Origin of the sequence: Sulfurimonas sp. NWX79 (assembly GCF_039667035.1) — a bacterium.
Lineage (GTDB): Bacteria > Campylobacterota > Campylobacteria > Campylobacterales > Sulfurimonadaceae > Sulfurimonas > Sulfurimonas indica.
In genome coordinates, this window is record NZ_JALCZL010000008.1 from 31,916 (window position 1) to 45,346 (window position 13,431).

General features: G+C 36.9%; 14 protein-coding genes. 3 read left to right on the top strand and 11 right to left on the bottom strand.

The window, feature by feature from the left end:
* Window positions 1-2 precede the first annotated feature (2 nt).
* The 3 genes from MNY27_RS05050 to MNY27_RS05060 are packed head-to-tail and all read right to left on the bottom strand — an operon-like array spanning window position 3 to window position 4,673.
* Entirely contained in the window at window positions 3-1,049 is a 1,047-nt protein-coding gene (locus MNY27_RS05050; RefSeq protein ID WP_152184373.1) for an HD domain-containing phosphohydrolase, read from the bottom strand.
* Window positions 1,050-1,106: 57 nt separating this feature from the next.
* On the bottom strand, window positions 1,107-3,932 hold the full coding sequence (uvrA, locus tag MNY27_RS05055; RefSeq protein WP_152184372.1) for an excinuclease ABC subunit UvrA: 2,826 nt from the start codon (window positions 3,930-3,932) through the stop codon (window positions 1,107-1,109).
* Window positions 3,933-3,941: 9 nt separating this feature from the next.
* Window positions 3,942-4,673: a sulfite exporter TauE/SafE family protein gene (locus MNY27_RS05060; RefSeq protein ID WP_152184371.1), complete on the bottom strand. Its 732-nt coding sequence runs from the start codon at window positions 4,671-4,673 to the stop codon at window positions 3,942-3,944.
* Window positions 4,674-4,799: 126 nt separating this feature from the next.
* On the opposite strand from MNY27_RS05060, the gene MNY27_RS05065 reads away from it, so the two are divergent.
* From MNY27_RS05065 to MNY27_RS05075, 3 genes are read left to right on the top strand one after another with little or no spacing between them, the layout of a single operon-like run.
* Window positions 4,800-5,228: a chemotaxis protein CheX gene (locus MNY27_RS05065; RefSeq protein ID WP_152184370.1), complete on the top strand. Its 429-nt coding sequence runs from the start codon at window positions 4,800-4,802 to the stop codon at window positions 5,226-5,228.
* Entirely contained in the window at window positions 5,221-5,547 is a 327-nt protein-coding gene (gene fliN / locus MNY27_RS05070; RefSeq protein ID WP_152184369.1) for a flagellar motor switch protein FliN, read from the top strand. The genes MNY27_RS05065 and fliN overlap by 8 nt, the downstream gene beginning before the upstream one ends.
* Window positions 5,544-6,524, top strand: a complete 981-nt coding sequence (locus MNY27_RS05075; RefSeq protein ID WP_346391944.1) for a hypothetical protein — start codon at window positions 5,544-5,546, stop codon at window positions 6,522-6,524. The genes fliN and MNY27_RS05075 overlap by 4 nt, the downstream gene beginning before the upstream one ends.
* Here MNY27_RS05075 and MNY27_RS05080 read toward each other — a convergent pair.
* The 8 genes from MNY27_RS05080 to MNY27_RS05115 form a co-directional block, all read right to left on the bottom strand.
* Window positions 6,521-7,678 carry a hypothetical protein gene (locus MNY27_RS05080; RefSeq protein ID WP_152184367.1) on the bottom strand — a complete coding sequence of 386 codons (1,158 nt, stop codon included), beginning with the start codon at window positions 7,676-7,678 and terminating at the stop codon, window positions 6,521-6,523. The genes MNY27_RS05075 and MNY27_RS05080 overlap by 4 nt on opposite strands.
* On the bottom strand, window positions 7,675-8,625 hold the full coding sequence (gene dusB / locus MNY27_RS05085) for a tRNA dihydrouridine synthase DusB (RefSeq protein WP_152184366.1): 951 nt from the start codon (window positions 8,623-8,625) through the stop codon (window positions 7,675-7,677). Before dusB ends, MNY27_RS05080 begins: the two co-directional genes overlap by 4 nt.
* 2 nt (window positions 8,626-8,627) lie before the next feature.
* Window positions 8,628-9,650 carry a hypothetical protein gene (locus MNY27_RS05090; protein ID WP_152184365.1) on the bottom strand — a complete coding sequence of 341 codons (1,023 nt, stop codon included), beginning with the start codon at window positions 9,648-9,650 and terminating at the stop codon, window positions 8,628-8,630.
* Between the two features lie 10 nt (window positions 9,651-9,660).
* Entirely contained in the window at window positions 9,661-10,011 is a 351-nt protein-coding gene (gene dksA / locus MNY27_RS05095; RefSeq protein ID WP_152184364.1) for an RNA polymerase-binding protein DksA, read from the bottom strand.
* Window positions 10,012-10,022: 11 nt separating this feature from the next.
* Window positions 10,023-10,481 (bottom strand): 23S rRNA (pseudouridine(1915)-N(3))-methyltransferase RlmH, encoded by a 459-nt coding sequence (locus tag MNY27_RS05100; RefSeq protein ID WP_152184363.1) that lies wholly within the window; start codon window positions 10,479-10,481, stop codon window positions 10,023-10,025.
* Window positions 10,478-11,041 (bottom strand): thiamine phosphate synthase, encoded by a 564-nt coding sequence (locus tag MNY27_RS05105; RefSeq protein ID WP_152184362.1) that lies wholly within the window; start codon window positions 11,039-11,041, stop codon window positions 10,478-10,480. Before MNY27_RS05105 ends, MNY27_RS05100 begins: the two co-directional genes overlap by 4 nt.
* Before the next feature lies 1 nt (window position 11,042).
* Complete coding sequence (gene accD, locus MNY27_RS05110; RefSeq protein WP_152184361.1) at window positions 11,043-11,888, bottom strand: acetyl-CoA carboxylase, carboxyltransferase subunit beta; 846 nt, start codon at window positions 11,886-11,888, stop codon at window positions 11,043-11,045.
* Between the two features lie 155 nt (window positions 11,889-12,043).
* Complete coding sequence (locus MNY27_RS05115) at window positions 12,044-13,429, bottom strand: glutamate synthase subunit beta (RefSeq protein WP_152184360.1); 1,386 nt, start codon at window positions 13,427-13,429, stop codon at window positions 12,044-12,046.
* Window positions 13,430-13,431 lie beyond the last annotated feature (2 nt).

The window sequence follows — 13,431 nt, forward strand, 5'->3', positions numbered from 1 at the left end:
TTTTACTCTTCCACTAGCTCTTTAAATACTTCAAGATTACTTTCAAATAGGTGTATAAGCCTTGGATCAAATTTCTTGCCTCCAAGACTTATGATATAACGTACAGCTTTTTCAAAGCTCCATTTCTCTTTGTAGGAGCGTTTATGGGTTAATGCATCAAGTACATCTGCTAGTGCAACAATTCTACCATAAATATGTATATCTTCACCTTGTAAACCTTTAGGATAACCTGAACCATCCCAGTTTTCATGATGTTCATAGGCAATGACTGCTGCAGCTTTAATAAGTTCACTTTTGGATTTACTTAAAATGTTCAATGCCAAGACAGGATGCTTTTTCATCTCATAGTACTCTTCATCAGTAAGTCTATCATTTTTGTGTAATATGGAATTGTCAATCAAAACTTTTCCTATATCATGCAGTGGAGAAGCAAGATAGACTGTATGTATCTGTTCATGTGTCAAATGACCTTCTAAAAGTGCAAGCTCTTTGGATATGTTTGCCACACGTTTTACATGTTCAGCCGTTTCACCGCTGTCTGATGCCATAATCTCTGAGAGAATATAGATAATCTCTTTTTGCGCTAGCTCCAACTCTGCTAGGTGTTGATCACGTTCACTTTTTATATCATGTATCAGTTCCCTGTTACGATATTTTAAATTTTGTCTGTGTTTGTAGAGTTCAAGATGATTTGCCACACGGGCACGCAGTTCAACAGAATGGTATGGTTTTGTCACATAATCAACAGCACCAAGTTTAAAACCCTCTTGTATGTAGTCTATTTCAACAATTGCAGTAACAAATATGATGGGAATCTCTTTTAGTACCGGAGTCTTTTTGATCATCTTACATAATGTAAATCCATCAAGCTCCGGCATCATTACATCAAGCAGTATCAGATCAAAACGTTTTCGTTTTAAAATTTCTATAGCAGATTTACCACTCAAAGCATAAGAGAAGTTATAATTGTCATTTTTTAAAATACTAATTGCTAATCGGATATTTTCACTAACATCATCAACAATTAATATATCATATTTCTTTTGCATAAAACCTACCAATTTTTAACAATGTTTTATTATATCATTAAAAATTGATGTTTCTCTTTATTTATGAAGTGCCAGCTCTTTTTTGAGATACTCACCTGTATAAGAACCTGTTCTTTCATAATTCTCTGCCAATGCTTCTGGTGAGCCTTCTGCGATGACAAGTCCACCGCCACTACCCCCTTCTGGTCCCATATCGATGATATAATCAGCATTTTTTATCATATCAAGATTATGCTCGATGATAAGTACAGAGTTACCAAGCTCTACAAATTTATGAAGAACATTTGTCAGTCTGTCTACATCGGCAAAATGCAGTCCTGTTGTAGGTTCATCTAAGATATAGAGTGTTTTTCCAGTATCTTTGCGTGAGAGCTCTTTTGAAAGTTTGATACGCTGTGCCTCTCCACCTGAGAGTGTCACAGCATTTTGTCCGAGTGTGATGTAACCTAAGCCCACATCAACAAGTGTTTTCATCTTCTGATGAATCTTTGGAATCGGTTTAAAGAACTCAAAAGCTTCATCTACACTCATATTAAGCACATCAGAAATGGTTTTGCCTTTATAGTAGACCTCTAAAGTTTGGTCATTGTAACGGCGACCTTTACAGCTGTCACATTTGACCATAATATCTGGTAAGAAATGCATCTCTATTTTTATCTCACCCTCACCCTGACATTTCTCACAACGTCCACCTTTTACATTAAAAGAGAAGCGTGAAGCAGTATAACCACGAATCTGACTCTCTTTTGTTTGTGCAAAGAGGTTACGTATCTCATCCATTACACCGGTATAAGTTGCAGGGTTTGAACGTGGAGTACGCCCGATAGGACTTTGATCAAGATAGATGACCTTATCGACATTTTCAAGCCCTGTTATCTCGACACCTGCAACTTTATTGACCTTTCTGGCATGATTTAAAAGCTCACGTGCAACAGGCAGGAGTGTTTGAAGCATCAGTGAACTTTTACCACTTCCACTGACACCTGTAATACATACAAAATTATTGAGCGGAATTTTCGCAGAGAGATTTTTGATGTTGTTAATCGTTACATTTTTAATCTCTACCCACTTTTCTTGGCCACGTCTATAAAAGTACTCTATCTTTTTACGACCATAGAGATAATCTGCAGTGAGTGTCTTTGCTTTTTTGAGTTTATCAAGTGTACCACTAAAGACAACCTCTCCACCGAACTTCCCTGCTCCACTTCCGATATCTACAATAAAATCAGCATTTTCAATAGTCTCTTTGTCATGTTCAACAACGATGACGGTATTACCCTTTTTCTGCAGACTTCTAAGTGTTTTAATGAGTTTGAGTGTATCTCTCTCATGTAGCCCTATACTTGGCTCATCCAAAACATACATAACACCAGTCAGTCCACTTCCAATCTGCGAAGCAATGCGAATACGCTGAGCCTCACCCCCAGAAATCGTACGTGCATCACGTCCAAGTGTGATGTAGCCAAGTCCTACATCATAAAGGAAAAAGAGACGCTCACGTATCTCATTTAAAATCGGCAGTGCGATTTGCGCATGCTGTTTGTCAAGGTATGTAAAATTCTCTTCATTTGCAAAGAACTCGTATGTTTTTGCTATTGGCATATCGAGCAGTTCTGCTATGCCTTTATCTGCCACTTTTACAGCAAGTGATTCGAGCTTAAGACGGTGAGAATTACAAACATTACAGACCTTCTCACTCATATAATCACCAAGCTCTTTTTCATCCTTGAACATATCATAAGCGATGCGAATAATCCCCGGAAAAATTCGTTTTACCTTATGTTTTTTCCAAAGAAACTCGACCTCTTCTATACCACCATGAAGTATTGCTTTTTGCTGATGCTGCGGCAGTTCTGAATAAGGTACGGTGATATCAATATCATTAGCTGCACAAAAACCTTTTAAGAAGGTAAAGTAATAACCTTTGTTAAAACCATAAACAATCTTGACCGCACCCTTTTCTATCGGCAGGTCTTGATCTATTATCTTCTCTACATCAAGCGCATAGCGAAGTCCTAATCCGTCACACTCACTACATGCACCCTTTGGAGAGTTAAATGAAAAGCTGAGTGGCTCTAGTTCATCAAAACTGATTTTACAGTCAAAGCAGGCATTATGTTCCGAGTAGTGAATATGTTCAGAAATTCCTAACTCTTGGGCATTAAGTACATCGATCTCAAGCTCGCCATAGCTCTCTTTCAATGCTTTTTCAACCGAAGAAGCAATTCGCTCTTTATTCTCTTCTTTCACGACAACTCTGTCAATGACAACTTTAATCGTATGTTTTTTTGTTTTAGAGAGCTCAATCTCTTCATCAAGACGTACCATCACACCATCAATCATAGCACGAACATACCCTTTATGTACCAGTGATTCTAACAGATCTGCATAACTTCCCTTATTCTCACGCACTAACGGTGCCATAAGAACAAGTTTCGCACCTTCTGGTAATTTTGCCACTTCATTGATGATATCTGATGCAGACATCTGTGAGATAACCTTGCCACACTTATGACAGTGCTGAATCCCTACACGTGCATATAAAAGACGTAGATAATCATAAATCTCAGTAATCGTCCCGACAGTAGAGCGAGGATTTTTAGAAGTCGTTTTCTGATCAATAGCAATAGCGGGAGTCAGTCCTTCTATCTTATCAACATCAGGCTTACCGACACGGTCAAGGAATTGTCTTGCATAAGAGGATAGACTCTCCATATAACGTCGTTGTCCCTCTGCATAGAGCGTATCAAAAGCGAGTGTTGATTTACCACTTCCACTAAGGCCCGTCATAACGATAAGTTCATTTTTTGGTATGCTCAAGTTTATATTTTTTAAGTTGTTTTCACGAGCACCTGTAATTTTTATTAAATCTTTTTTTTTCAAATTCTGCCTTTAAAAAAATATTCTGTTTGCCAGATAAAGCACTACAAAGAGATAAAAGCCAACCAATAGTCTCTTTTGTAGACGATGTGATACCTTCTCTTTTAAGTGGATGCCCAGATAAACACCCAAAAGTGAAGCCAGTCCAATGATGATGCCACTTTTATAATCCACATGTCCCTCAATCGCGTGAGATATTAAACCTGCAACGGAAGAAAAGACCACAAAAAAGAGTCCGGCCGAGACCGCTTTTTTAAGTGATACATGCAAAAAACCCACCAGTATAGGAACAAGTAATATACTCCCACCTACACCTATTGTCATACTAAAAGCACCAAGCAAAGCACCGATAAGAAGCAGCAGAGAATAATGCAGTTCCTTTTCTTTAGCATCTTCATGCGTCTTAAAGAACATACGAAAGAGTGCAAATGTCGCAAAAGAGAGAAATAGTATCTCTAAACTTCTATCACTTAAAAATGCTGCGATATAACCACTCAGCAGTGCTCCACCAAATCCACCGATACCAATGACACTTACCATTTTAATATCAAGAGTACCTTTTTTATTGTTCAGATAACTTCCGTAAATAGAACTAAAGACCATCTGTACAACTGATATACCGATAGCTACTTTTGTTTCATAACCCAGCAGTAAGAGTAAAGGAATAAGAATCGTTCCCCCGCCAATGCCAAAAAAACCTGACAAAAGTCCGACAAAAGAGCCAAGCAGCATTAATGCAATCATAAATATCCATAAACTTTTTTGGAATTATACTCCATTATCAATAAGAGAGTCCTTGCAAAATTACAATTTAATTTTAGTTTGTGTTTCATTCAAGTATAATCTAATCATTACAAAACGGGAAAAAAAATGTTAGATACTATTAAAGAGGCGGCTGAAAACTTTTGTGTTCATCAGATTCGTGAACCTCATGAGTTAAAAGATGGCTCAACACAAAAGAGAACGCTTATTGCTTACATAGATATTGACACACAAGACAATAAAAAGCACAGGGTTTACATTGCTTCAGATAAAGAGTTTATGCAAAGAGTCTCCAAGCTCTTTTTGGAAGAAGATGAGAGCGATGAAGAGACACTCAAAGATATGACACTTGAAACTGCAAACCTAATCATTGGGAGTGCAAAAGTTATAGCTGAAGGGATCAGCAGAAACCCTTACACTATTGGGACACCAAAGTTTGAAAAGATTGGGGAGTTTAATTTTGATGTTGATGACTCAAAAACAATCAAAATCGGCAATGATGAACTTACTGTTGCAATTAAGGAAATAGATGCCTGATACAAAAAAAGAAAAAGAGAAATTAGAACAATCTCCTGATCTGTCATGGATGGACTACTCAGGGATTTTAGATATGGAAGTCGAATTTGTCTCTGACCTGGGTGAAACAGAACTGACTGTTCATGAGATACTGCAACTTGAAAAAGGCTCTATTATTGACTTAAAAAAACCTGCAGGAGAATCTGTAGAGTCTTATGTAAATGGGCGTATACTGGGTAAAGGTGAGGTTATGGTTTACGAGAAAAATCTTGCTATCCGTATCAATGAAGTACTTGATTCTTCTGCTGTTTTATACTACCTTTCTAAAGAGAGATTATGATTAAATATTTACTACTTTTCCTACTTCCTCTTTCACTCTTTGGCTCTAAAATTTTAAGTTATAACATCTACGACCGCACAGACAGAGCAGATGTAATGATAACTTTTGATACACCATACAGCGGTATCATCAAACAGAGTCGTGGCAAATCGAAGATAATTATCAAACTAGAAGATGCTACGATAGAGTCACCAAAGATAAAAAAAGTTGCTTCACGCTTTTTACAATCTGTCGCTATTACACCGCTCAAAGGTCAAACACAAATCATTGCCTCTGTACCACAATCTGTCAAACTCCTAGCATCAAAAACAGCAGATGGCTATGGGCTTAGACTACGCTTTACAAATAAAGCAGCAACAAGACAAAAAAGTCTCACTCAAAACAGTACTGCACAAACAAACAACTCCCTCTCTCCACTTCCAACGAAAAAAAGTGATGACCTTACACAGAGCTATTATATTGTTGTTGCAATTTTAATTATTGGGATATTGATTCTATTTTATATCAAGAAAAAAACAACGCCTGCACAACTCAAACAACTCAAACAACTCAAACAACTCAAACAAAACAGACAAGCGACAAAACAACAAAAGACACCATGGCTTTTCAATGCAAACACTACGCCTCAGCAACAAGCTCCACTGCAGCAAGAGAGCACTCAGAAAAGTACAAATGATGTCTCTATCCGCTTTCAAAAGGCTATAGATGCACACAACAGTGTCATTATGCTTGATTTTGGAGCTGAGAGTTATCTTGTACTGATGGGTAATAGCAATATCTTACTTGATAAGTTCCATGAGAACAGACCAAGCTCACAGCAGGAGTTTGAGACAATCTTGCAAAGCAGACATGAAGAGTTGGAAAACTTTTTAAATGGCCAGAATAATAAAAGTGTGCATACAAAAGAGCAGGAAAAAGAACCGCTGCAGGCTTATAAAGAAAGAGCTGCTTCTCTTTTATATAATGATGAACTCTAAGATTTTTTCTTCTTAGAGTTACTCTCAAAACGCTCTTTGAGCAGTTTTTTCATTGTATTGATATTTTGAAGATTTAGTTCATACTTCTCATCCATCAGTTTATTGATATGAAATACCTCTGTTACCGTAATACCATACGGGTCCTTTTTCTCTTTTGACTCTTTTCCTTCATCATCAAAACTATAAAGGTAGAGATTTTTGCGCGTTGTCTGAATGTAATATGTAAGGACTATCTCATCAGAGTGTTTTTTCTCTAACGCTACTACAACACGCTTATCTGGCTTATATTCATCATCTTTGAGGGTAAGAATCTTTTTTGCATTTTCCAAAGAGAGATACCCGATATAAAACTTATTATAGAGGTTATGATAACGTTGTATTTTAAAGTTATACAAAAAGCTCATATCGATTATATGTTTCGGATGTGAGCGCAGTTTTTTTGTAATCCAGCTCATAGTATTGTAGTATCTAAACGGATGAAGTTTCAGTGTATGGGCTTCTATCATCTTTTTAGAACCGATTTTGTCTTTTGGCTGCAGCTTTTGCTTATCAAGTTTAGTAATGTACTCTAATACCTCTTTTGCAGAGAACTCTTTTGTAAACCATACTTTACAATAGTCAGGGAACTGTTTTGTCCCTGTTGCCCCTTCATTTAAAATAATGAGTGATTTGATAGTGTAATTTGGAAAGATAATCTCTAAAAGTGCTTTTTTCTTACGAAGACGTCTGCGTAGTTTGAGTACTGACTTGACAAGTGTCATCTCTACAAAGTAGAGCTCATTGTTCTTTGTAATAAACATCGCATCAAACTCACTAATCTCACGTGACTTTGTACGGTAAACAATTTGTTCTTTTTCACTGATGGAGAGTGTATTTGCATAAGCTTTGTGCTTTGACTGATGAAAACCTTTTAAGATGAACTTCGTGATGTAATCATTCTCTTCTGCATATCGTAAAAGTTTCTCATAGAGAAAATTTTCATATACCTCTCCCTCAAAAGAACGATATGAACTCAGATATGAAGGATCTTCCGTATCGATCCCTTTTTTAATTAAAGAGAGGAGGTGTTTTGTGTTGTAAACATAATGCAGCAGATTATCTGATATATCATCTTTTTCAAGGTTTTTGATGGATTTTGATATCTCTAAACTCATGCCAACTCTGCTTTACCAAAAAAGTTATCTAATACATCACGAAACTCTGTAACATCACTGATACTGTTTACCTGGTTACGAAGCGTTGAAGCTCCACGGTAACCTTTCGAGTAGGTATGTGTATGTTTACGGAATAAAATTGCTCCATAATCACCATAAAACTCTATCATTTTATCAAAATGTTCCATTATAATCTCATGCTTTAGAGACAACTCCACATGCTCTTCACCTGTGCGAAGCTGGTGAAATATCCAAGGAGCTCCAACAGCTCCGCGACCTATCATCACTCCATCTGCACCAGTATGCTCTAACACCCATTTTGCTTTCTCATAAGAGTCTATATCGCCATTTGCAATGACAGGAATCTTTACTGCCTCTTTTATCTCACGGATTGCATCATAATCAACCGGTGCTTTGAACTTCCCAGCACGTGTTCTACCATGGACTGCTATAAAATCAGCTCCGCTGTCTTCAACCACTTTTGCAATATCAACATGATTTTTCTCTTCAAAACCAAGACGAATCTTTACGGAAGTAAGCTCTTTGTTTGAAGTCTCTTTGATTGTTTTGATAATCTCACCCATAAGTGGTAGATTTAAAAGTAGAGAACTTCCACTGCCATGGCCTACTACCTTTGGTACAGGACATCCACAATTTAAGTCAATAATATCAATGCCCTCTTGTTCATTTAAAACCTCTACAGCACGTTTGACAATATCAACGTCACTTCCGGCAATTTGAACAGAATAAGGGTCTTCTAGAGGGGATTTTTCAAGCATATGAAGGGTTTTTTGTGAGCCATGTGCCAAAGCATTTGAACTTAACATCTCGCTGACAGTCAAATCTGCTCCAAATTTTTTGACAACACTTCTTAAAGGCAAATCAGTAAAGCCCGCCAAAGGGGCTAGTACATAAAGAGGTTTATCAAAGGAGAGGTTTTTTATCATATCTATACAAAGAGGTAAATACTAAAGTTTTTACCACACTCTTTAAGTGCACGATATGCTCTAAAGTTTTGGAACTCATCCGGTTGTGCATTTTCCAGCACTTCATCAGCAGGGGCAAGCATCTCTAAATCAAAAAGTGTAAAGAGATAGGCATCCATTGCCTCTTCATGATATTCTTCACTTAAGGTCTCAAAAAGCTTCATTCTCTGCTCTGGAATCATACCACCTTTGGAGAGTGTAATAGAGAGCTCGATGTAGTCCTGTTTTGAAAGTTCAAGTTTATTCAGCAGTTCAATTAACTCTTCATTCGAGATACTCAGTGTATGCCCATCAGAGTTAATACGTGCCATTATAACATGTAGTGACTCTTTTGTTAAAAATGCTTTATACTTTAAAATATTTTGCAGCGATGCAGTTTTTACATAATCAGTATAAACAAACTGACATAACTCATCTGCATATTTTGTACAGTTTGAAAGGATATCTGCGACTTTAACTTCACCTTTTTTCACTCTGTTTTTCTCATTTTGAATAACTAAAGGATTTTCAGGTAAAAGATTGAATGGTTTTAAATCAACTACTTCACCATTTTTGATATCTTCAATCATTTTAAGAACTCTGTCTATTTTTTCATTTCCAGTAGCTCCAATTAATTCGCCGCTTGGAAAAACTGTACTTTTTTCAAGAAGTGTTCCAAGAAGTCTGTATCTATCAGTCTTAAAAGTATAGCTTCTACTTTTCTTACCAAGATATGCATCAATGATAGCATCAATGATTTTTTCAAAATCTTTCTCATACCCACGCAGTCTAAAACTACCGAGCATAGAATAAAATGCCATATGAAAGACACTCGCAAGATAGAGGACCACCAATGGTACTACTACCCATAACGCCACTGAAAGTGACGGCATTGGAATACCAAAAAGATCAATACTCATAGTCTCTTGAGTTACGTATGCATAAACATACCAACCAACAAGAGCTATCCAAATAAACGCAGCTATTGAGTATCTTTTTATATACATTGCAAATTCCTTAATTAGATTTTTCTGCTATTTCTCTACAATCAATGCAATAAACAGCATGAGGTTTCACTTTCAGTCGTTGAAAACCTATATCATCTTCACACATCTCACAGATCCCATACTCGCCATTTGCTATTTTAGAGAGTGCTTTTTCTATCTCTTCGAGTTCTTGAGTCTGTTGTTGTACTATAGCACTCTCAACCATTGAGTTATTGTTTACTGAAGCATGATCGCCCTCATCATTGAGTTCTAAATTACTGAGTTGATTCAACTCGCTGTTTACACTACTTATGTTTTTTTGAATCTGTTCTTTACGACTCTCTAATATTTCTTTAAAATAATTTAACTCACTTGTCTGCACGTATGCTTTCCTTATTTATGATATGGGTGATTACTCAGTATGGAAAAACCTCTGTAAATCTGCTCTAACAAAACTGCTTTTGCTATTTTATGACTCATAGTTATTTTTCCCAGGCTTATCACACTGTTGCTTTTTTTTAAAAAGCTCTCTTCAAAGCCGTAAGCTCCACCTATGAAAAATTTAATGGACATTTTATCATTTAATAGCTTACTAAATTCAAAACTGTCGATTAATTTTCCATCAGGATGTAAAGTTATACAGAAATCTTTCCCAATGTAAGGCTCTAAAACCTTTGTATATGCCTCTTGAGCGGCTTTTTGCGAAATAGTGTGTGCTTTTGTTACATCTTTTGTAAAAATCTCTGTATCTTTGACTTTTGCAAACCTGCTTATCATTTTTTCTAATTCTTTGTAGAGTGGATCATAGATGGATTTCTCTTTTTTTGCAATAGATATAATCTCTATATTCATTCAAATAACCTACTTCCTATGACATGATACGTAACATGTTCAAACTTGTCATCAAGTTTCACACCACCAATAGCTGCGACATAATGGTCTGAAAGTTGTGCAATAGCATCAAGCTTGTCACCCAAAACTGTTGAGACATCTTGTTTCGTCAATGTATCTCTATAAGCACCCAAACCAATGTAGTTGAGATCCATGCTGTTTGCTTGAAGCACCTCTTCTTCATTATGTGTTGAGACACCCAGTATCTTGTCACTTCCTATAACACTGCGCAAAATAGTCACTGCTTTGTTGATATCTTCATCTATCTCACGCAGATCCTCTTGACCCATATGGACACCATCACAAAACTCTATGAGTTCATAGGCATCATTGACAATCAAAAAACCGTCATACTCTTTTCTTATTGCTATGAGTTGTTTTTTAATGAAGGCAATATCTGCATTTTTTGCACGATATTGAATGATTTCTGCCTTATGTTCATTTGCTTTTTCTAAAAATATCTCTAAAGAGAGACCTTTTTTATCAAGCATATCCTGGTCACATAAAGCATAGAGTCGCATACTAGTCTTTTTTCATTAAAAGAAGGAGATCTGCAAGTGTTTTTTTGAGCTCATTACGATTTACAATCATATCGATAGAGCCTTTTTCAAGCAAAAATTCAGCTCGCTGAAACCCTTCAGGAAGCTCAGAACCGATTGTCTGCTCAATTACACGTGCTCCGGCAAAACCGACAAGTGCACCAGGCTCAGCAATAATAATATCACCAAGATTTGCAAATGAAGCTGAAACACCACCCATTGTAGGATCAGTAAGTACTGAGATAAACGGAAGCCCTTCATTGGAAAGCTTTCCAAGTGCTGCAGAAGTTTTACTCATTTGAAGTAGTGAAAAAGTTGATTCTTGCATTCTTGCCCCACCAGAAGCAGAAAGAATAACCAGACCTTCACGGTTTTCTATCGCACGATTAACTGCACGTACAATCTTTTCACCCTCTACTGAGCCTAAAGAACCACCCATAAAGGCAAAATCAAAGATAACAAGCTGAACTGGAAGTCCATTCATCTTACAGCTTCCAGCAACTACAGAAGATTTTCTTCCTGTTTTAGCCTCTCCTTCTTCAATTCTCTTTTTGTATGGTTTTTTATCAACAAATTTTAGTGGATCAACCGGCTCAAGCCCTGCATCATGCTCTACAAATGTTCCTTCATCAGCCAAGAGCTTGATACGCTCTTTTACACCTATACGGATATGGTAACCACACTTAGGACATACATAATTTTGATTCTCAACCTCTTTGTAGTACATTAAAGAGTGACAAGATTTACACTTAATCCAGTGAGAACCGGCTTCTGCTTTTTCAGGCTGTTTATTATCAAATTTTTTTGTAAAAAGGTTGAGTAAATTCAAAAAATATCCTTATATTATAATCGTGCGATATTATAGCAAATTTATACTAACATAAAAATTGTTTGAGACTTTTTTTGTAATTTATAAAATGAAAGTGAAAATAAAAGAGGGAAGAAACTACCTTTATCGAAAATAGATAAAGATAGTTTAGTGTTCTATCTCAATAAAGCGTTAGCGATGCTTCTAGCAGCCTCACGACCGTCATAAGCAGCCGTTACTACCAAGTCAGCTCCACGGAAACAGTCTCCTCCGGCATAGATACCGGCAGTTGTAGTCTCATGTGTCTCTTCATCGATAATGATACCGCCCCACTCATTTGTCTCGATGCCGTTTTCAGCTAAGAAAGATGGTACAGCAGGATCAAAACCAAGAGACATAATAATAACATCTGCATTGATTCTATGCTCACTTCCTTTTACCTCTTCCATACGCTGACGACCAGATGCATCTTTAGCACCAAGTGTAGTTTTAACAACTTCCACAGCTACAGCTTTACCTTCATCATTAAGTATGATCTCTTTTGGAGATACAAAGAAAGTAAAGTCAACACCTTCTTCCATTGCATTTTTATACTCTTTTTTAGACCCTGGCATATTCTTCTCATCACGACGGTACAAACATGTTACAGACTTTGCACCTTCACGTTTTGCAGTACGAAGACAATCCATTGCAGTATCTCCACCACCAATTACAACAACATTTAAGTCTTTAAAGTCAAACTTCTTGTCATAATCAAGCTTAAACTGTTTACGCTGAATAGCAGTAAGATAATCCATAGCTGCATATACATTTGGAGCATTTTCACCAGAAATACCGGCTGATTTTGCTTTTGTAGCACCAACACCGATAAACATCGCATCATGCTCATTAGCAATCGTTTCAAAATCGATATCACGACCAACTTCACAGTTAAGTACAAGTTTCAGCCCTGCTTCTTCTAAAAGACGAATACGACGTTCTACTACTTTTTTATCAAGTTTAAAATTAGGAATACCATATGTCAAAAGTCCACCAGCACGGTCACTTCTTTCATACATAGTCACAGCAATTCCACTTCTTAAAAGATACGTTGCAACTGAAAGCCCCGCAGGACCACTTCCGATAACTGCAACTTTTTTATCTGTTGTAATTCCAGGAAACTCTGGTTTGTATCCTGCTTTGAAACCAGCTTCAGTGATGTGTGTCTCAACAGAGCCGATAGTAATGGCACCATGTCCGTCATTAAGCGTACAGTCACCCTCACAAAGTCTGTCATGAGGACAAACTCTTCCCATAACTTCTGGAAATGGTGAAGGCTCATTAGAGAGTCTGAATGCAAACTCCAAATCTTTTTCAGATATCGCTTTTAACCATTGTGGAATATAGTTATGAAGAGGACACTTGTTCAGACAAAACGGATCCCCACACTGAATACATCTGTCACTTTGAGTAGCAGCATCATCACGATCAAATACCTCATAGATTTCACCAAAGTCTTTCGTTCTCTCAACGACAAGTCTCTTCTCTGGATCAATTCTTTCTGTTGTTAAATATTCTCTCATTA